The following is a 20283-nucleotide window of genomic DNA, read 5'->3' as shown; positions in this document are numbered from 1 at the left end:
TTGCTCACCGTCGCCTCCATGAGCTGATGGCGGAGCGCCGGCTCGCCCGACTCGCTCACCGCGCCAACTTTGGATCGCCGGCGGGGCTGCGGCAAGTCGTCCCGCGAGCGCCGTCCCCGCCCGCCTTCGCCCATCTCCCTCGTGCCTTCGTGCGCAGCAGGGCCAGGCCCGACGACGACGCGCCGGCCCGGCATCCGCGCCGCCGCCGGAACCGCAGGTTGCGCCGCTTGCCCAGCCCCGCCGTGCGGGCGCATAAAGGGCCGCGCGCGCTTGGTACATTCTTCGCGCCCACTTGCCGCTCGCCTGCCGCCGGGCGCGGCGCCCAACGGAGCCCTTCATGCTTCAGGCCTGGGTCATCATCGCCGTCGCCCTGGTCTATGTCGGTTTCCTGTTCGCGGTAGCCAGCTTCGGCGACCGCCGTCCCGCGCGCCCGCGCCGCGAGGGGCGGCCCTACATCTATTCGCTCTCGCTGGCGGTCTACTGCACTTCCTGGACCTTCTTCGGCTCGGTCGGCCTCGCCACCACCCAAGGGCTCAACTTCCTCACCATCTATGTCGGGCCGGTGCTGTTCTTCGCGCTCGGCGCGCCGCTGCTGCTGCGCATCGTGCGCCTCGCCAAGGCGCAGAACATCACCTCCATCGCCGACTTCGTCGCCGCCCGCTACGGCAAGAGCCAGGGCGTGGCGGCGCTGGTGGCGGTGGTGGCGATCCTCGGCTCGCTGCCCTACATCGCGCTCCAGCTCAAGGCGGTGTCCGCCTCGCTCATCGCCATGCTCGGCGATTTCGAGGGGCTCGGGATGCACTATCCCGTGGTCGGCGACCTCGCGCTGATGATCGCGGTGGCGATGGCGGTGTTCGCGGTGCTGTTCGGCACCCGCCACATCGACGCCACCGAGCATCAGGAAGGGCTGATGCTGGCGGTGGCGACCGAGTCCATCGTCAAGCTGGTCGGCTTCCTCGCGGTCGGGCTGTTCGTCACCTTCGTCATGTTCGCCGGCCCGGCGGACCTGTTCGCGCGCGCCGCCGAGAAGGGCGTGCTGCCGGTGCTCACGCGCGACTTCTCGGTCAGCAACTGGGCGGTGATGACGCTGCTCTCCGCGCTCGCCATCTTCCTGCTGCCGCGCCAGTTCCACGTCGCCGTGGTGGAGAACACCTCCGAGCGCGAGATCCGCACCGCCTCCTGGCTGTTCCCGCTCTACCTGGTGCTGATCAACATTTTCGTCATCCCGATCGCCATCGCCGGCCTCGTCGCCTTCCCGCCCGGCTTCATCGACGGCGACATGTACGTGCTCACCCTGCCGCTGTCGGTGGGCGCGCGCTGGATGGCGCTGATCGCCTTCGTCGGCGGGCTGTCGGCGGCGACCGCGATGGTGATCGTCGAGACCGTGGCGCTGGCGGTGATGGTGTCGAACGACATCTTCATGCCGCTGATGGTGCGCGGCCGGCGCGGCGGCGCGGAGGACGATGCCCCGCGCGCCCTGCACAGCGACATGGGCGAGCGGCTGCTGATGGTGCGCCGGGTCGCCATCTTCGCCATCCTGTTGCTGGCCTATCTCTACTACCGCTTCGCCGGCGAGGCCCAGCTCGCGCAGATCGGCCTGCTCTCCTTCGCCGCCGTGGCCCAGTTCGGCCCGGCCCTGCTGCTCGGGCTGATGTGGCGGCGCGGCACCGCGGCAGGCGCCATCGCCGGCATCGCCGGCGGCATCGTGTTCTGGGCCTATACGCTGCTGCTGCCGAGCCTGATCGACGCCGGCCTGTTCGGGCCGGACCTGCTGCTGCACGGCCCGTTCGGCATTGAGATGCTGCGTCCGCAGGCGCTGCTCGGCGTCCATGCCAGCCCGCTCAATCACGGCGTGATGTGGAGCCTCACCATCAACGTGCTGTGCTTCCTCGGCGTGTCGCTGATGCGCCCGCCGGCGCCGATCGAGCGGCTGCAGGCGAGCGTGTTCGTCGAATCCGACCGCGCCCCGACCGCGCCGAGCTTCCGGCTGTGGCGCTCGCCGGTCACGGTCGGCGAGCTGCTCGGCACGGTCTCGCGCTATCTCGGCGAGGAGCGCACCCGCGCCTCCTTCGAGAGCGTGTCGGCGATGCGCGGCGTCACCCTCGATCCCGGCCGCGAGGCCGACTTCCAGCTCATCCGCTATGCCGAGCACCTGCTCGCCTCGGCCATCGGCGCCGCCTCCTCGCGCCTCGTGCTGTCGCTGATGCTGAGGAAGCGCACCGTCTCCACCAAGGCGGCGCTGAAGCTGCTCGACGATGCCTCGGCGGCGATCCAGTACAACCGCGAGATCCTGCAGACCGCGCTCGACCATGTGCGCCAGGGCATCGCCGTGTTCGACCGCGACCTGCGCCTCATCTGCTGGAACCGGCAGTTCGGCGAGATGCTGGAACTACCGCCCGAGATCGTGCGGATCGGGGTGGGCATCGACCAGATCATCCGCTTCAACGCCACCGGCGGCATGCTCGGCCCCGGCCCGGTCGAGGAGCTGGTGCGCGTGCGGCTCGAGCGCTACGGCCGGCGCAACGCCACCTTCCAGGAGCGCCTCACCCCGCGCGGCGTGGTGATGGAGGTGCGCGTCAACACCATGCCCGACGGCGGCGTGGTGGTGACCTTCACCGACATCACTCCCTCGGTGGAGGCCGCCGAGGCGCTGGAGCGCGCCAACGAGACGCTGGAGCGGCGCGTGCGCGAGCGCACCAAGGCGCTGGAGAAGCTCAACGCCCAGCTCGCCCAGGCCAAGGCCGAGGCGGACGAGGCCAACATCTCCAAGACCCGCTTCCTCGCCGCCGCCTCGCACGACATCCTGCAGCCGCTCAACGCCGCCCGGCTCTACGCCACCAGCCTGGTCGAGCGCACCGAGGGCGTCGAGCAGGGCCGGCTCGCCCACAATGTTGACGCCTCGCTGGAGGCGGTGGAGGACATACTCGGCGCCCTGCTCGACATTTCCCGCCTCGACGCCGGCGCGCTGAAGCCCGACATCGGCGTGTTCCGCATCGACGACATCTTCAGCCAGCTCGAACTCGAATTCGCCCCACTGGCCAAGGACAAGGGTCTCACCCTGACCTTCGTGGCGAGCTGCGCCGCGGTGCGCTCGGACCGGCGCCTGCTGCGCCGCCTGCTGCAGAACCTCGTCTCCAACGCCATCAAGTACACGCCGAGCGGGCGGGTTCTGGTGGGCGTGCGCCACCGGCGCGGAAAGCTGCGCATCCAGGTGCTCGACACCGGGCTCGGCATCCCCCAGGCCAAGCAGAAGCTCATCTTCAAGGAGTTCCAGCGCCTCGACCAGGGCGCCAAAGCGGCGCGCGGGCTCGGGCTCGGCCTGTCCATCGTCGAGCGCATCTCGCGCGTGCTGGAGCACCCGATCAGCCTCGTCTCGACCGCCGGGCGCGGCAGCGCCTTCGGCGTCGAGGTGCCCTCCGCCCCGCCGATCCCGGCGCAGGCGCCGCGCACCCCGCCCCCCGCCCTGCCGGCGGCGGCGCTGAACGAGCTCGCCGTGCTGTGCATCGACAACGACCCCGCCATCCTCGATGGCATGGAGACGCTGCTCTCGGGCTGGGGCTGCCGGGTGGTGAAGGCGCACGACGTGCAGCGCGCGCTGGCGGCGCTGCGTGAATCGCGCATCGCCCCCGACGTGCTGCTGGTCGACTACCATCTCGACGAGGGCGACGGCATCGAGGCGGTCAAGCAGCTGCGCTGGAAGCTGGACCAGCACCTGCCGGCGGTGCTGATCACCGCCGACCGCTCGAAGCGCGTGCGCGACACCGCCCGCGCCACCGAGATGGAGGTCCTGAACAAGCCCGTGCGTCCCGCCGCACTGCGCGCCCTTCTGGCGCAATGGCGCGCCACCCGGGCGGCGGCGGAATAGGCGCCCCGGCCGGACGGGTCGCGCTCAGCTGCTCTCCGCCGGCTCCCCGTTCGCGGCCACGCGCGCGAAGAAGGCGAAGAACTGCGATGCCTGGCGGCGGGCGAGCTGGACGCGCCTCATGTGCAGTTCGTTGATCCGGCTGTCGAAATCGGGGTTGCGGCGATCGATGAACTTCGCCTCGACGATCAGCCGATCGGTCTCGATCCGTCCGAACTCGCGCAGTTCCCAGGTCTCGCGCAGCCGGTAATTGCCGATGAACGCGCCGCACAGGCCCGAAATCGCCGGAAGCAGGATGAGGATGGCCTGGTCCCAGGCATTCTCCGTGGACGGCCAGCCGATCGCGATCAGCACCGAGGTCAGCACGCCGAGAAGCAGGCTCAGTATGGAGAGCCCGAACCATGCGGCCTGCAGCAGGCTGCGGCGGACCACGAACCACCGGCGATCCGACCGGAGCTTCGCGAGCAGATCGTCGCGCCGCTCGGTCCTGAAGGCCCACAGATCTTCCGGGATGCGGGTCTGGTTGAAATCCGTCTCCACGGGGCGCCTCTCGTGCCGAACCGCGCAATGCTGAGCACGGACACGAGCAAAATGCAATTATAAGTTGTGAATGGCCATGGACCGCCAGCGGACCGCCGATCCGGCGGCGCTTCCGCCTACCCCGCCGCCTGGCTCCAGGTGCCGCCCTCGATCTTCGAGGCCGCGATCACCGCCTGGGTGCGGCTCTCCACCCCGAGCTTCTGCAGGATGGCGGAGACATGCGCCTTCACCGTCGCCTCGGAGACGCCGAGTTCATAGGCGATCTGCTTGTTCAGCAGCCCCTCGGACAGCATCATCAGCACCCGCACCTGCTGCGGCGTCAGCGTGGCGAGGCGCGCCACCAGCGCCCTGGTGTCGGTGTCGCCGCCGGCCGAGAGGTCGACGTCCGGCGGGGTCCAGGTCTGGCCGTCCAGAACCGTGCGGATCGCCTCGCCCATCGTCTCGACCGACGACGTCTTGGGGATGAAGCCGGAGGCACCGAACTCCATGCAGTGGCGGATGACGCCCGCCTCCTCATTGGCCGAGACCACCACCACCGGCACGCCGGGATATTGCGCGCGCAGATACATCAGCCCGGAGAAGCCCCGCACCCCGGGCATGGTGAGGTCGAGCAGCACCAGGTCGACGTCGCTCTCGCGCTCGAGCAGGGCCTGCAAATCCTCGAGCCCGCCCGCCTCGAACAGCTCCGCCGAGGGAAACCGGCGCAGCACCGCCTCGCGCAGGGCACCACGAAACAGCGGATGATCGTCGGCGATCACCAGCCGGAAGCTCGTCGTCGTATCCACGTCCCAGCGGTCCTCTCGCTCGCGGGCCGGCGCGCCCCCGCGCCGCGATCATGGTTCGGTCGTACCGGCACCGCAAGTCGGCCCCAATCGCCGAGATTTAGTTGGCATCGCCGACAAACGCCACCACCAATTCACGCCGATGCGCGTGAATACGGTGTTCCACCAGATAGAGCCCCTGCCACGTGCCGAGCGCCATCCGTCCCGCGATCACCGGTACCGCGAGATGGATGCCGGTGAGCATCGCCTTCACATGGGAGGGCATGTCGTCCGGCCCCTCGAGCGAATGGACCCAGCCCGCATCCTCCGGCGCCAGCCGGTCGAGCGCGGTGGCGAGGTCCACCCGCACGTCCGGGTCGGCGTTCTCCTGGATCGTCAGCGACGCGGAGGTGTGGCGGCAGAACACGCTCACCTCGCCCTCGCCCGCCCCGATCGCGGCGAGGAAGCCGGCGACCGCCTCGGTGATGTCGGTGAAGTCGCGCCCGCGCGTCTCGACGCCGAGAACCGTCGTGAAACGCCGCGTCACGGTGCTTTCGCGCACCTCGCCCTGCCGTATTGCCGCCATTGCCGCGTCCTTTCCTCCAGGGCCGCGCTGGACGAATGCGGCCCGCTGGGGTTGGATAGGGCGGATCAAGCCCTGATGACAGACCCGCCCAACGCTATTGTGGAGCGTCCTCAACCTATGTCTTCCCCGCTGCCCGACATCGCGCCGCGCCCTTCCGCCGCCGAGCTCGTGATCGATCCCGCCCTGTTCGACCCGGCGGCGATCGCGGCAGACACCCGCGCCATCAATGCCAGCATCGTCAAGGCGCTCGGCGCCGTGCCCGACCGCTGGGTGTTCCCGATGGCGATGCTGCGCAAGCTCAGGCTGGACGGAAAGGGCCCCTTTCCGCTCGCCCCCGAGAGCCCGTTCGCGCAGGTGATCGAGATCGAGGGCCCGCACGGCCCCGTTCCGCTGCGTGTGCTCACCCCGCCCGCGCCCGCCAAGGGCGTCTATCTGCACATCCATGGCGGGGGCTGGTGCCTCGGCTCGGCGCGCGAGAATGACGGGCTGAACCACCGCTTCGTCGAGCGCACCGGTTTCGCCGTGGTCTCGGTCGACTACCGGCTCGCCCCCGAGGTGCCCTATCCCGCTGCGCCGGACGATTGCGAGGCGGCCGCGCTGTGGCTGCTGCGCGAGGGGCCGGCGCGCTTCGGCACCGACCGCTTCGTCATCGGCGGCGAATCGGCGGGGGCGAACCTTGCCGTCGCCACGCTGCTGCGCCTGCGCGACCGGCACGGGCTGACCCCGTTCCGCGGCGCCAACCTCACCGCCGGCTGCTACGATCTCGGCCTCACGCCAAGCGCGCGCCAGTGGGGCGAGGAGCCGCTGGTGCTGAACACGCGCGACATCAACGTCTTCGTCGGCCATTATCTGCGCCAGGGCGGCGACCTCGCCATTCCCGACATCTCGCCGCTCCATGCGGATCTGACCGACATGCCGCCGGCGCTGTTCACCATCGGCACACGCGACGCGCTGCTGGACGACACGCTGTTCATGGCGCCGCGCTGGCTGGCGGCGGGCAACGCGGCCCAGCTCGGCGTCTATCCCGGCGGCTGCCACGTCTTCATCGCCTTCCCGGGCACCCTCACCGACCAGGCGCTGGCACGCAGCTACGCCTTCGTCGAGGCCTGCTGAGGCCGGGCGCCCCGAAACGCGGGACGGACGGATCGCCCGGGCGCGCCTAAAGCGCCTCGCTCTTGCCCGGCGGCACACCTTGCGGCGCGCTCTGGGGCGTGGTCGCCCCCTCGCCGTGCTCGCGGCGGAAGCGGTCGACCATTTCGAGGAAGCGGCGGAACACGTGCTCGGCCATGTCCATGGCCTTGTCGAGCTGGCGCTGCGCGTCCTCGGTCAGCTTGGTGTCATCCTCCGGCGCGGGCGCGGCCTTAGGCGGCGCATCGGGCCGGGTGGAGGAGCCCGCCCCGCCCTGCTGCGGCGGCGCCATGATGTCGGGCACGCCCGGCGTGGTGCCGCGCCCCCTCTCTAGCGCCGCGATGCGCGCCTGGAGCCGGCCGATCTCCGCCTCCAGCGCCGCCCGGTCGTCGGGCACCGCCTGGCACACCCAGGCGCCGGCCCGCTGGCTGCAGAACGACATCGCGCCGGTGCGAGTATCGAGCTTCATCAGCCCGCCCTCGACCGGCTGCATGGAAAAGCGCGCCGCCTCGCCGGCGGCCGCAGCCGGCGCCACCGCCGGCACCTCCTGCGTCGCGGCCGGCTGCGCGGCAGCCCCGCGCACGAAGCCCGGCGCGGCGAGAAGCCCGGCGGCGGCCAGCATCAGCGCCGCTATCCGCGGAACGCAGCCCGCCTTCCGCGCGGCCTCTGCTCTGATTCCTGTCCTGCCTGTGGTGGTGAGCGTGATCGTGCCGGTCATGGCCCTCACTCCTCGTTCGCCGCGGGCGCACTCAGGGCCTGTACGGCGCACGCCCGCTCGACAACGCCGCATCGAGCATATCGATCCGGTCCTGGCCCCAGAACACCTCTCCATCGAGCACATAGGCGGGCGAGCCGAACACGTCGGCCGCCACCGCGCGCTCCTCATTGGCCGCGTAGGCCGCGACGATCTCGGGCGAATCGGCGGCCGCCATCAGCTCGCCCGGCAGGTCCAGCTCGGCGAGGATCGCCGACAGCGTGGCGGGATCGCCGAGATTCTCCTCGCGCTGCCACACCGCGGCGCCGAACCGGCCGATCAGCGGCGCCACCTCGTGGCCGGCCTTCATCGCGGCGATGATGAGGCGGTCGGTGAAGCCGGACCTGAACGGCCAGAAGGCCGGCCAGATGGTGAAGTCCATTTCGCGCGCGGCGCGCCAGCGCTGCAGCTCCAGCAGCCGGTAGCGCTGGCGCACCGGATGGCGCTTGGCGAGCGGCAGGCCGCCGGTTTCGGAAAAAAGCTCCCCCAGCCCGACGGGGATGAACTCCACCCGCGCCTCGTGCCGGCGCGCGACTGCGAGGAAGGTGGAGAGCCCCAGAAAGGCCCACGGGCTCGCGGTGGAGAAATAATAGTCGATGCTGCGCGACATACTCGCTCCCGGAACCTGCGACACGAAACGGCCGGGCGCAGGCTAGAGCAAGACGGGCGATCGGGAAACGGGCGCGGCAACCTGCCGAAACGACAACGGCGCCCGCGAGGGGCGCCGCTGCCGGACAATCGAAAGGAGAGAGGGACGGGGAGAAGGTCCGCGCCGCGCTCAGGCCGCCGAACGGGCGGAGAAGGCGGTGACCATCTGGTGCAGCTCGTCGATGGCCTCTTCGATCTCGGCCTTCTGCTGCTCCAGCAGGGCGAGCTGCTCGACGCATTTCTCGCGGGTCAGGGCGAGGCCGCCGGTCGGTACCGGGCCGCCCTCGCGCAGCGCCACCATGGCCTTGATCTCGGCGAGGGTGAAGCCGAGCTTCTTGCCCTTGAGGATGATCGCGAGCCGGTCACGCTCGGCGACGCTGTAGAGGCGGGTAAGGCCCTCGCGGCGCGGGGCCAGCAGGCCCTTGTCCTCGTAGAAGCGCAGAGCGCGGAGCGTCACGCCGAACTCGCGGGCGAGATCGCCGATGGTGAAGAAATGCGGCTCGGACGCATTCGTGACCGACGATTCGGCGACGTGGTCGGTCTCGAAGGAAGTGAAATCCATGTCGACAACTCCGGGTGGATGGCGGGGTGGGCCGGTGAATTGCTGAGAATGTGACAGACCAGCTTCCGCTAGGGGAGAAAGTCGCACCCGACGTTAGGGCAACTTACTGTTAAACGGAGAACCAACCGTTTGATATAAAAGAACTTTTCTGAAAGAGCTCACGCTGCATCGCAGCATCCGCCCCGCTTCCGGGTGCAGGGCAATATCGAGAATCGAACCAAAATTGCTCGCGCAGAGGCTGTCGACATGGCCGTCGCGTACGTCTTCGCCGCCGCTTCGGAGGCGCCGCGTCCGACGCATTAACGCCGCATTTACCAAGATTTCGAAACATTCGACCGCATCAGCCTCAGCGCACGGCCGGCGATTCTCGCCCTGCCGCCGCGCCCGAGCGAGGAGATTAAGGTGCGGCAAGAAGCGGCCACGTCCGGCCAGATCGCTCCCGAAGCGTGGCGCGCGATGAGCGAGGCGGCCGAGCGCGCCGGCCTGCCGCTCGACCAGTGGCTGAAGGCCCAGCTTCTGTCGACCACCGGCCCGCAGGAAGGTGCGGGCGGCGACATCAGCGACCTGCAGCGCCGCGTGCAGGAGCTTGCCGGCCGCATCGAGCAGCTCGTCGCTGTGCGCCCCGAAAGCACCTATGCCGAAACGTCCCACGCCGAGCCCGCCGAACGCGAACCCGCTTACGCCGAAGCGGCTTATGCCGAGCCGGCCTATGCCGCCCGCGCCGACGTCGTGCCCGCCCATCCGGCCCCTGCGGCGCCTCCCGCCGCGCCGCGGGCGCCCGATTCGGCCGACGGGCGCATCGACGCCGCCCTCCGCCAGATCAACGAGCGCATCGAGGCGATGAACCGAGCCCGCCCCCGTCCCGCCGCCCGCGTCGAAAGCCGCGTAGAGGAGAACGACCGCCGCCTCGGCGACATCCTGCGCGCCGCCGAGACGGTGAGCCGCCGCGACCACCGCCTGCCCTCGGTCTCCAGCGCGCAGGACATCGAGGCCGCCGTAGCCGAGATCGCCGCCCGCCAGAGCGAGCTCGAAGGCGGCCGCGCCGAGCGCCGGCCCGACTGGCGCGTCCCGGAACGGGCACCTGAGCGGGCTCCCGAGCGCCCCGCCGAGCCGCGCCCGGCCCAGCAGCGCCCCTCGCGCTCCGCTTTCGAGGAGCCGGCCTCATTCGAGGAACGCGCTTCCTCCCCGCGTCGCCCCTCGCATGAGGAGCGCCCGGCCTTCGAGCGCTTCGCCCCCGAATTTGCGCGGCACGAATTCGCGCGTCCCGAACCCGCCCCCGAGCGCAGTTCCCCTCGCGAGCGCCCCACCACCCCGCCGGTCTCTGCCCCGCCGATCGCCTCCCACGCCGCGCCCGCACCGTCCGGTGAGGCGCTCGACGCGCTGCAGCGCGAGCTGGCGGAGATGCGCCAGGGCCTCTCCTCGCTTGCCCCGCGCCGCTCGGTCGACGAGCTCCAGCGCACCGTCGCCCGCCTCGCCGAACGGGTGGAGCGCACCGGCGCCGGCGACGACGAGCTGCGCGCCACCCTGCTCGCCCTGCGCGACATGATCGGCGCCCTGAAGCTGCCCGAGCATCCCAGCGTGCTGACCGGGCGCATCGACACGCTGGCGCGCAAGATCGACATCGTCAGCGCCAAGACCGTCGACGGCGCCGCCATCGCCCGGCTCCAGGCCCAGGCCTCGGAGATCCGCGAGCTGCTCGGCCGCGCCATCTCCAACGATGCGGTGCGCCTGCTCGCCGAGCAGGTGGCGATCCTCGCTGCCAAGGTGAGCCAGATGGCCGGCGCCGACGAGGCGCTGATCCGCTCCGCCGTCGGCGGGCTGGAGAAGCGCATCGACGCGCTATCCGAGCGCATCGCCACCCCGCCCTCGGCGCTAACCATGGACGAGATCCAGCGCCGGCTGGAGACCATCCAGCAGGGCCTCGCCGCCGCCCGCCGCGAGGGCCCGCAGGTGATGGAGACGGGGCTGCGCGACATCGCCGCCCGGCTCGAGCGGATCGAGCGCGTCGAGCCCCCCGCGCCCGCGCCGGACCATGGTCCGCGCTTCGACGCGCTGAGCCGGCAGATCGCCGAGATCACCGACAAGCTCGACGCCGCCGCCCCGACCAAGGGGCTTGGCGACCGGCTCGCCGGCCAGCTCTCCACCATCGAGCGCGCGGTCAACGACCTCTTCATCCAGATGGAGGAGACGCGCGCCACCGTGCTCGCCAATGCCGGCCATCGCGGCCGTCCCCAGGGCGGCGGCAATGGCGGCAACGGCGCCAGCCTGCTGAAGCGCGAGATCGCCGCCATCGAAGCCGCCCGCGCCGCCGCCCCGACCTCCGGGCCGGCCTCGTCCGCCGCGCCGGCACCCGCATCCGCTCCCGCCCCGGCTCCGGCTTCCGTTCAGAACGAGGCTCCCGCCGCTCCGGTGGCCGCGCCGCCTCAGGCCGCCCAGCCGGCCGTCCCGCCCGCGACCTATGCCGCGCCCTCCGAGCCGGTGTTCACGCCCGAGCCTGCCTCGATCCCCAAGCCGTTCGAGCCGCAGCTCATGCGCGCGGCGCTGGAGGAGCTCTCGCGCTCGCCGGAAGCCGCCGCCGCCTTCCGCCGGCCCGCGCCCCGTGCGCCCGAGCCTCGCATCGCCGATCCTCTGGCCGAGACCGACGACACCGGCCGCATCCCCGACGCGCTGGGCGACATCTACAGCGACGACGGGCGGCCCGCGCCCGCCCGCACCGCCGGCCCCCACGTCCCCGCCGCCGTCAACGACGACGCCGACCCGCAGGACGCGAGCGAGGACGCGCAGGAGAACCTTCAGGACGGCATGGCGCAGGGCGTCCCCGCCGGGGCCGCGCCGGCGCGCACCCAGTTCATCGCCCAGGCCCGCCGCGCCGCCCAGCCCGCCACCGTGGTCATCCCGCAGGTGCACAGCCGCATCGGCGAGCGTGCGCCGCGCCGGCCGACCCCGTGGCTGGCCCGCATCCGCGCCATGCTGCTGATCGGCCTGTGCGGCTCGGCGCTGGCCTATGGCTCCTGGCACCTCCTCAGCACGATGCGCGAGGGCCAGCTCCGCGCTTCCGGCCCCTCCTCGCTGCCCGCCACCGCGCGCGGCGCCGGCCCGTCGCTGGAGGACATCACCGGCTCGGTCGGCAGGCCGTCCACCGGCCCGGCGTCTCACGGCGACCTCGGCCTGCCGCCGCCCGTCATGCCGTCCGCGCCCGCGCCGCTCGTCCCCGGCGACACCGCGCCGGACGCCGACGCGCCGGACGGCGTCAAGCCGCAGGCGCCCGGCCCCTCCAGCTTCAACCAGCCGAGCGACCTGCCCGGCAGCATCGGCAGCCCTGCCCTGCGCGCGGCGGCGCTCGGCGGCGACCCCGACGCGGCGTTCGAGATCGGCCGGCGCTACATAGACGGCATCGGCGTCGCGACCAGCGCGGTGCGCGCGGTCGAATGGTTCGAGCTCGCCGCCAATCACGGCTCGGTCCCGGCCGCCTACCGGCTCGGCTCGATCTATGAGAAGGGCACGGAGGGCGTGCCGCGCGACGTCGCCAAGGCGCGCCAGCTCTACGAACAGGCCGCCGACGCCGGCAATGTGCGCGCCATGCACAATCTCGGCGTGCTGCTAGCGGCGGGCATAGACGGCCAGCCCGATTATCGCGACGCGGTGCGCTGGTTCCGCCGCGCGGCGGAATACGGCCTGCGCGACAGCCAGTACAACCTCGCCGTACTCTACGCCCGCGGCTTCGGGGTCGCGGTCAATCTCGGCGAGGCCTGGCGCTGGTTCTCGCTCGCCGCCGCCGGCGGCGACAGCGAGGCGGCGGCCAAGCGCGACGAGGTCGCCTCCAAGATGGATACGCGCACCCTCGCCGCCGCCCGCGCCTCGCTCGACGGCTGGACCCCGCGCGTGGTCGACGCCAAGGCCAATGGCAGCGACGCCCCGGACTGGCAGCACCCCGACAGCCTGCCGCGCAAGACCGCTTCGCGGTGAATTTCCGCCTCGCGCTGAGTTTCCGCGTCGCGGCAAGCCTCTGCGCCGCGCGCCGAGTTGTGGGTCGCTCCGACCTTCCTGCGTCCGCTGAGGCTCCTCCGCCCGCCGCTCCGGACGCGCATTCGCGCTGAACGCTACGCCTCGCGCAGGAACACCGGCCCGGTAGCCAATGTCACCCGGCAGAATCTCCGCCGGGGAAGCCACCAGGTCTGCCGCCGCGCAGCAGGTTCGGCCAAGTCCCGCCGCTCATCCCATGAAACGCTGCACTTGAAGCCCCCGCGCCGGGTGGAACCGGCGGCGCGCGACGGCGACCCGCGCCTACCGATCCGGCAGGCAGGCGTGATGGGCGATGCGGTAGGTGCGCGCGGCGCCGACGAGATGCGCCGCATAGGCGCCGGCGAACAGCCGCGCCAGCGCCGCGTCGCGGATGTTCAGCCCGCCGGCATAGGCGCCGAGCGCCGGCATGACGAGCCGCGCCCCATCGGTGGCGAAGCAGCGCCGCCTCAGACCCCGCCCGCGCACCACCAGCCGCGCCACAGGATGGAAATGGCCGGCGATCTCGCCCCACGCCGCCTCGTGCGCGGCGGCGCCCCCCTGTGCCGGCTCGTGGCGCAGGCGCAGCGGCCCGATCGCCAGCTCCGGCAAGTGCACGCCGCCGAGCTCGGGCGCCGGGTCGGGATCGTGATTGCCGGCGATCCACACCATCTCGCGTCCGCGCGCGATTTCCGCCAGCGCCTGCCGCTCGCCCGCGCCGAGCCGCCCCGCCCCGCCCCCGTCATGGAAGCTGTCGCCCAGCGTGACGATGGTGCGCGGCTTCGTGCGCTCGACGATGCGCGCCAGCAGGGCGAGCGTCGCCCGGCTGTCATAGGGCGGCAGCGGCACGCCGCGCCGGGCGAAGGCGGAGCCCTTCTCGAGATGGAGGTCGGCGACCACGAGCAGCCGCTCGGCCGGCCAGTAGAGCCCGCCGGCGGGGTCGAGCGTCAGCCACGCGCCGGCGAGCTCGATCCCCTCGCCCGCCCCGGCCCGGCCGTCCGCGTCACCCTCCGCCATCTCCAGCGCCATCCAGCGCCTCCCTGATGAGTTCGTCCTCGGCCTCCGCCAGCAGCGCCTCGGAAGCCCCGCCGGCCACCATCTCGCGGCCGATCTCCAGCATCACCGGCACCGCCAGCGGCGAGACGCGGGTGAGCGGCACATGGTCGATTCGCCCGCGAATGCGCACCAGCATGTCGGAGAGCCGGCGGATGTCCAGAAGCCCGGTCGCCGCGTCCGCCCGCGCCGCGCGCAGCAGCACGTGGTCCGGCTCGTGCCGGCGCAGCACGTCATAGACGAGATCGGTCGACATCGTCACCTGCCGGGAATTCTTCTCCTTGCCGGGGAAGCGCCGCTCGATCAGCCCGCCGATCACCGCGCATTGCCGGAAGGTGCGCTTCATCAGCGCCGATTCGGCGAGCCAGTCCTCGAGGTCGTCGCCCAGCATGTCGGCGTCGAACAGGCGGTCGAGATCGAGCCGCCCCTGCGCGACCGCGAGCGAGAGGTCGCGCACGCCGTAGATCGCCAGCGCGTAGTCGTTGGCCATGAAGCCGAGCGGGTGCAGCCCCAGCCGGTCCAGCCGGCGTGTCAGCAGCATGCCGAGCGTCTGGTGCGCGAGCCGCCCCTCGAACGGGTAGGCGACGAGATAGTGCCGCCCGCCGCGCGGGAAGGTCTCGACCAGCAGGTCCTCGCGCGCCGGCAGGCGCGAACGCCGGCGCTGGATCTCCAGCCATTCATGCACCTGCGCGGGCAGGCTCGACCATCCCTCGGGCGCGGCCAGCAGCGCGCGCACCCGCGCCGCGAGGAAGGTGGAGAGCGGGAACTTGCCACCGGCATAGGAGGGCACCTTGGGCTCGGCGGCATTCGAGCGCGCGACCCGCACCTCGTCCTCGACGATGGTGAGATATTCCAGCACCTCGCCGGCGAAGACGAAGGTGTCGCCCGGGCTCATGGTCTCGACGAAATACTCCTCCACCTCGCCCAGCACCCGCCCGCCGAAGCGCGACTTCGCGCCGGCGAGCCGCACCTTGAGCATGGTCGATTCGACGATGGTGCCGACATTGAGCCGGTACTGCTGCGCCACCATCGGGTTGGCGACCCGCCACAGCCCGTCCTTGCGCCGGCGGATGCGGGCATAGCGCTCATAGGCGCGCAGCGCGTAGCCGCCGGTGGCGACGAAGTCGACCACGTCCTCGAAATCCTCGCGCGTCAGGCCGGCATAGGGCTCGGCCGAGCGCACCTCCTCATAGAGATGCTCCGCGTCGAACGCCTCCGCGCAGGCCATGCCGAGCACGTGCTGGGCCAGCACGTCGAGCGCGCCGCGACGCTCCACCGCGCCGTCCTGCGCCCCCGCGCGCACCGCCTCCAGCGCCGCCCGGCATTCCAGCACCTCGAACCGGTTGGCCGGCACCAGCACCGCGCGGCTCGGCTCGTCGAGCCGGTGGTTGGCCCGCCCGATGCGCTGCATCAGCCGCGAGGACCCCTTGGGCGCGCCGACATTGACCACGAGGTCCACCGCGCCCCAGTCGATGCCGAGGTCGAGCGAGGAGGTGCACACCACCGCCCGCAGCCGGCCCTCGCCCATCGCCGCCTCGACCCGCCGCCGCTGCGAGACATCGAGCGAGCCGTGATGCAGGGCGATCGGCAGGTTTGCCTCGTTGATGCGCCACAGCTCCTGGAATAGCAGCTCGGCCTGCATGCGCGTGTTCACGAACACCAGCGTGGTCGTGTTGCGCTCGATCAGCGCGTAGATCTCGGCCAACGAATGGCGCGCCGTGTGCCCGGCCCAGGGCACATGGGCGACGCTCTCCAGCATGGAGAGGTCCGGCGTCGCGCCGGGCTCGGCGACCACCACATCGCCCATCTCGCCGCCCATCACCTGCGGCACCAGCCAGCGCCGCAGCGTGTCGGGGTCGGCGACGGTGGCCGACAGCCCCACCGTCTGCGCCTCGGGCGCGATCCGCCGAAGCCGGGCGATGCCGAGCGAGAGGAGGTCGCCGCGCTTGGAGCCGGCGAGCGCGTGCAGTTCGTCGAGCACGATGCGGCGGAGGTCGCCGAACAGGTGCGCGGCGTCGGCCGAGGCGATCAGCAGCGCGATCTGCTCGGGCGTGGTCAGCAAGATGTCGGGCGGGTCGCGGCGCTGGCGCTGGCGGCGCGAGGCCGGCGTGTCGCCGGTGCGGGTCTCGATGCGGATCGGCAGCCCCATCTCCGCCGCCGGCCGCTCCAGATTGCGCGCCACGTCGACCGCCAGCGCCTTGAGCGGGGAGATATAGAGCGTGTGCACGCCGGGCGGGCGGGCGCTGTTGCGCGCGCGCGGCCGCTCGGCGAGCTCCACGAGGCTGGGCAGAAAGCCGGCCAGCGTCTTGCCTGCCCCGGTCGGCGCGATCAGCAGCGAGGAGCGCCCCTCGCGCGCCTTGGCCAGCAATTCGAACTGGTGCGCGCGCGGCGCCCAGCCACGGCCGGCGAACCAGCGCCGGAACGGCTCGGGCAGGTCGGCGAGGCCCGCATCCGGCTCGCAGCCGCCCGCGCTCCGGGAATCCTCCTCCCGGACCTCGTCCTCTCGCCTGTCGTCGCGGGCGTCATCCATCGGCACGGCGAGAAGCTAATGCCTCGCCGCCGAATTGCGAGGGCAAACGCTCCGCGCGTCCCGCCCGTCACCCCTCCCGCAGCGCCACCGCGACCAGCCCCGGGACCAGGGCGCCGTTCTCCCGCCGGATCCATTCCTGCGCGCAGGAGACCAGCGTCAGCCCCGCGCCCTCCACCCGCTCGCGCATATAGGCGGGCGCATGGGCGAAGCGCAGCGTCTCGCGCAGCAGCACGCCCTCGCCCTCATGGGTCTCGTCGGTGAAGGCGACGAGACCGCCCGGCTCCAGCACGCGGCGCGCCTCGGCCAGCACCGGACCGAGATCGTCGAGATAGCAGAAGGCGTCGCCGGCGAAGACGAGGTCGACATCGCGCGCCGGCCGCTCGGCGAGGTAGGCCACCATCTCGCCCGCCGCCAGCGCGTCGTAGACCCGGCGCTTCCGTGCCCGGGCGATCATGTTGGGCGAGAGGTCCACCCCCTCCATCGCCCCGACATGGTCGTTGAGCCGGGCCGCCACCAGCCCGGTGCCGCAGCCCAGATCCAGCCCGCGCGCGAAGGCGTAGGGCCGGCCGAGCGCGGCGCAGGCCGCGGCGAGCGCGTGGTCGATCAGCTCCGGCCCGCGATAGTCGAGCCGCGCCAGCGCCGCGTCGAAGCGCTCGGCATACTGGTCGAACAGCGTGCGCACATAGGCTTCGCTCATGCTGGCGACCGCGCCGTCGAGCCGCGCCAGCCTCAGCGCAGCGCCGAGCCGGTCCTCCTCGTCGAGCGACAGCGCCTCCTCGAAGGCGCGCTTCGCCCCCGCCCCGTCGCCGCCCGCCTCGCGCGCCTCGCCGAGCAGGAACCAGCCCGAGGCATAGCCCGGCGCACGCCGCACCGCCTCGGAGAGCAGCTCGGCGGCATCGCCCGGATTGCCCTCATCCATCAGGGCGCGCGCCCACTCGATCCGGCGGTCGACCAAAGGGTCGCCGGAAGAAAGGACCAGCAGGCCGGCACTCATGGCGGGGGGTCTCGCGGAAATTGGGCGGCGAGCCCTATATCTTGTTCGTGATGCGCCCGGAAGAGCTACTTCATACCACCCCGCAGGGCCTCTATTCGCCCGCCGGCGACTTCTTCATCGATCCCGTGCGGGCGGTGCCTCGCGCGCTGATCACCCATGGCCATTCGGACCATGCCCGCCCCGGCCACGGCGCCGTGCTGGCGACCCGCGAGACGCTCGACATCATGGCGATCCGCTATGGCGAGGACTTCACCGGCGCCGCGCAGGAAGCGGCCTATGGCGAGCGCGTGAAGGTGAACGGGGTCGCCGTCACCTTCCTGCCGGCCGGCCACATCCTCGGCTCGGCGCAGATCCTGGTCGAGCATCGCGGCTGCCGCATCGTCGCCTCGGGCGATTACAAGCCCGGCGCCGACCCCACCGCGCCGGCCTTCGAGCCGGTGGCCTGCCACGTCTTCATCTCGGAGGCGACCTTCGGCCTCCCGGTGTTCCGCCATCCCGACCCGGCGGCGGAGACGGAAAAGCTCACCGCCTCGCTCGCGCTGTTTCCCGAGCGCGCCCACCTCGTCGGCGCCTATCCGCTCGGCAAGGCGCAGCGGCTGATGGCGCTGCTGCGCGCGGCCGGCCACGAGCGGCCGATCCTCATCCACGGCGCGATGGAACGGCTCACCGCCTATTACGCCTCACGCGGCATCGGGCTCGGCGAGGTGAGGCTGGCGCGCGAGGCCGCCCCCGCCGAGCTCGCCGGCTCGGTCGTCATCTGCCCGCCCGGGGCATTGAGCGACGTGTGGTCGCGCCGCTTCCCCGATCCGGTCACCGCCTTCGCCTCCGGCTGGATGCGCATCCGCGCCCGCGCCCGCCAGAACGGGGTCGAGCTGCCGCTCATCATCTCCGACCATGCCGACTGGGACGACCTGCAGGCCACCATCCTCGCCACCGGCTGCGAGGAATTGTGGGTCACGCACGGGCAGGAGGACGCGCTGGTGCACTGGGCACTGCTCGCCGGGCTCAGGGCGCGCCCGCTGCACATGGTCGGGTATGGCGAGGAGGAGAGCGAGAGCGCGCCCGATACGCCCGTTCCCGACACGCCCGCTCCTGCCGACCGGGAGGACGGCGCGTCATGAACCGCTTCGCCGCCCTGCTCGACCGCCTCGCCTATGAGCCGCGCCGAAACGGCAAGATCCGGCTCATCGCCGACTATTTCCGCCACACGCCGGACCCCGAGCGCGGCTATGCGCTCGCTGCGCTCACCGGCGCGCTGTCGTTCCGCAACGCCAAGCCCGGCCTGATCCGCCAGCTCATCGCCGAGCGCACCGACCCGGTGCTGTTCGCCCTCTCCTACGACTATGTCGGCGACCTCTCCGAGACTGTCGCGCTGATGTGGCCCGCCCCGCCGCCCGACACGGGAGACGCATCGGATGAAGGGGAAGCCGCCGAGGGCGATCCCCCCTCCCGAAGCGGCGAACGCGACCTCCCGCTCTCGGCCATCGTCGACGCCTTCTCGACCATGGGCCGCGCCGAGCTTCCCGCCGTGCTCGCCGCCCTGCTCGACCGGCTGGACGAGACCGGCCGCTGGGCGCTGCTCAAGCTCATCACCGGGGGCCTGCGCATCGGCGTCTCGGCCCGGCTCGCCAAGACCGCGGTGGCCGCGCTCGGCGAGCACGCGCCGGACGAGATCGAGCTGGTCTGGCCCGGCCTCGCCCCGCCCTATGAGGAGCTGTTCGCCTGGGCCGAGGGGCACGGACCGCGCCCCGAGACCGACGACCCCGCCCCGTTCCGCCCCGTCATGCTCTCCCACCCGATCGAGGACCCCGACTTCGCGGTGCTCGACCCGGCCGATTTCCGCGCCGAATGGAAATGGGACGGCATCCGCATCCAGGCGGTGCGCGCGGCGGGGGCGGACGGGCGCCCCGTCACCCGCCTCTACAGCCGCACCGGCGAGGACATCTCCGGCGCCTTCCCCGACCTCTCCGGCGCGCTCGCCTTCGACGGCGCGGTGGACGGCGAGCTGCTGATCCTGCGCGAGGGACGGGTGCAGTCCTTCAACGTGCTGCAGCAGCGGCTCAACCGGAAGGTCGTCTCGGCGAAGCTGATCGCCGACTTCCCGGCCCATATCCGCGCCTACGACCTGCTGGTCGAGGCCGGCGAGGACCTGCGCGAACTGCCCTTCGACGCGCGCCGCACCCGGCTCGCGGCGCTGGTCGCCGCCCACCCGGAAGAGGGCCGGCTCGACCTCTCGCCGCTGGTGCCCTTCGCCTCCTGGGAGGCGCTGGCGGCGGCCCGCGCCGACCCCGCCGCGCATGGAGCCGGAGCGGATGCGGAGGCGGTCGAGGGGGTGATGCTCAAGCGCGCCGACAGCGCCTATCTGCCGGGCCGGCCCAAGGGGCCGTGGTGGAAGTGGAAGCGCGACCCGCACAGCATCGACGCGGTGCTGATGTATGCCCAGCGCGGCCACGGCAAGCGCTCCTCCTACTATTCCGACTACACCTTCGGCGTCTGGACCCGCGAGGGCGAGCTGGTGCCGGTCGGCAAGGCCTATTTCGGCTTCACCGATGCCGAGTTGATCGAGATCGACCGCTTCGTGCGCCGCAACACGGTCAACCGCTTCGGCCCCGTGCGCGAGGTGGTGCACACCTCGACAGAGGGGCTGGTGCTGGAGGTGGCCTTCGAGGGGCTCGCCCGCTCCACCCGCCACCGCTCGGGCCTCGCCATGCGCTTCCCGCGCATCGCGCGCCTGCGCTGGGACAAGCCGCCGGGCGAGGCGGACCGGCTGGAAACGCTGGAAGCGATGATCGGCGATGAAGGCCGTGCTCCCCGTCGCCCCTCGCCCGTGCTAGGTGAGGACCGTTCGCGTGCCGAAGGAGCTTGA

14 protein-coding genes are annotated in these 20283 nt (G+C 72.0%); 5 read left to right on the top strand and 9 right to left on the bottom strand.

Features of this window, described 5'->3' with window-relative positions; all coding sequences use genetic code 11:
* The first annotated feature begins 337 nt into the window (after window positions 1–337).
* The gene (locus tag NVS83_RS11965; RefSeq protein ID WP_258739502.1) at window positions 338–3865 is read left to right on the top strand and encodes a PAS domain-containing hybrid sensor histidine kinase/response regulator; all 3528 of its coding nucleotides are present in this window, start codon (window positions 338–340) and stop codon (window positions 3863–3865) included.
* A gap of 24 nt (window positions 3866–3889) precedes the next feature.
* On the opposite strand, the gene NVS83_RS11960 is transcribed toward NVS83_RS11965, so the two are convergent.
* The 3 genes from NVS83_RS11960 to NVS83_RS11950 all read right to left on the bottom strand — a co-directional run bounded on the left by NVS83_RS11960 (window position 3890) and on the right by NVS83_RS11950 (window position 5749).
* Entirely contained in the window at window positions 3890–4402 is a 513-nt protein-coding gene (locus NVS83_RS11960) for a hypothetical protein (RefSeq protein ID WP_258739501.1), read from the bottom strand.
* Window positions 4403–4518: 116 nt separating this feature from the next.
* Window positions 4519–5187, bottom strand: coding sequence for a response regulator transcription factor (locus NVS83_RS11955; RefSeq protein WP_258732592.1), 669 nt, complete (start codon window positions 5185–5187; stop codon window positions 4519–4521).
* Window positions 5188–5284: 97 nt separating this feature from the next.
* Window positions 5285–5749, bottom strand: coding sequence for a secondary thiamine-phosphate synthase enzyme YjbQ (locus tag NVS83_RS11950; RefSeq protein ID WP_258739500.1), 465 nt, complete (start codon window positions 5747–5749; stop codon window positions 5285–5287).
* A 117-nt stretch (window positions 5750–5866) separates the two neighbouring features.
* On the opposite strand from NVS83_RS11950, the gene NVS83_RS11945 reads away from it, so the two are divergent.
* The gene (locus tag NVS83_RS11945; RefSeq protein WP_258739499.1) at window positions 5867–6862 is read left to right on the top strand and encodes an alpha/beta hydrolase; all 996 of its coding nucleotides are present in this window, start codon (window positions 5867–5869) and stop codon (window positions 6860–6862) included.
* Window positions 6863–6908: 46 nt separating this feature from the next.
* Here the strand turns inward: NVS83_RS11945 and NVS83_RS11940 are convergent, their stop codons facing one another.
* From NVS83_RS11940 to NVS83_RS11930, 3 genes are all read right to left on the bottom strand, one after another.
* Window positions 6909–7595, bottom strand: coding sequence for a hypothetical protein (locus NVS83_RS11940; RefSeq protein ID WP_258739498.1), 687 nt, complete (start codon window positions 7593–7595; stop codon window positions 6909–6911).
* Between the two features lie 31 nt (window positions 7596–7626).
* The gene (locus NVS83_RS11935; RefSeq protein WP_258739497.1) at window positions 7627–8241 is read right to left on the bottom strand and encodes a 2-hydroxychromene-2-carboxylate isomerase; all 615 of its coding nucleotides are present in this window, start codon (window positions 8239–8241) and stop codon (window positions 7627–7629) included.
* 168 nt (window positions 8242–8409) lie between these two features.
* The gene (locus tag NVS83_RS11930) at window positions 8410–8841 is read right to left on the bottom strand and encodes a MerR family transcriptional regulator (protein WP_258739496.1); all 432 of its coding nucleotides are present in this window, start codon (window positions 8839–8841) and stop codon (window positions 8410–8412) included.
* A 402-nt stretch (window positions 8842–9243) separates the two neighbouring features.
* Here NVS83_RS11930 and NVS83_RS11925 point away from each other — a divergent pair, with 402 nt between their 5' ends.
* The gene (locus NVS83_RS11925) at window positions 9244–12807 is read left to right on the top strand and encodes a hypothetical protein (RefSeq protein ID WP_258739495.1); all 3564 of its coding nucleotides are present in this window, start codon (window positions 9244–9246) and stop codon (window positions 12805–12807) included.
* Between the two features lie 318 nt (window positions 12808–13125).
* Here the strand turns inward: NVS83_RS11925 and pdeM are convergent, their stop codons facing one another.
* The 3 genes from pdeM to NVS83_RS11910 form a co-directional block, all read right to left on the bottom strand.
* Window positions 13126–13869, bottom strand: coding sequence for a ligase-associated DNA damage response endonuclease PdeM (gene pdeM, locus NVS83_RS11920; protein ID WP_258739494.1), 744 nt, complete (start codon window positions 13867–13869; stop codon window positions 13126–13128).
* Complete coding sequence (locus NVS83_RS11915) at window positions 13844–16423, bottom strand: ligase-associated DNA damage response DEXH box helicase (protein ID WP_258739493.1); 2580 nt, start codon at window positions 16421–16423, stop codon at window positions 13844–13846. Before NVS83_RS11915 ends, pdeM begins: the two co-directional genes overlap by 26 nt.
* Window positions 16424–16490: 67 nt before the next feature.
* A complete protein-coding gene (locus NVS83_RS11910; protein ID WP_258739492.1) occupies window positions 16491–17417 on the bottom strand; it encodes a class I SAM-dependent DNA methyltransferase in 927 nt (308 codons plus the stop codon).
* A 50-nt stretch (window positions 17418–17467) separates the two neighbouring features.
* On the opposite strand from NVS83_RS11910, the gene NVS83_RS11905 reads away from it, so the two are divergent.
* Entirely contained in the window at window positions 17468–18538 is a 1071-nt protein-coding gene (locus NVS83_RS11905) for a ligase-associated DNA damage response exonuclease (protein WP_258739757.1), read from the top strand.
* Window positions 18535–20283, top strand: coding sequence for a cisplatin damage response ATP-dependent DNA ligase (locus NVS83_RS11900; RefSeq protein ID WP_258739491.1), 1749 nt, complete (start codon window positions 18535–18537; stop codon window positions 20281–20283). The genes NVS83_RS11905 and NVS83_RS11900 overlap by 4 nt, the downstream gene beginning before the upstream one ends.

Origin of the sequence: Ancylobacter mangrovi (assembly GCF_024752335.1) — a bacterium.
GTDB lineage: Bacteria > Pseudomonadota > Alphaproteobacteria > Rhizobiales > Xanthobacteraceae > Ancylobacter > Ancylobacter mangrovi.
The sequence above is the reverse complement of the archived record's forward strand: the minus strand, read 5'-3'. Positions and strand labels throughout refer to the sequence as shown.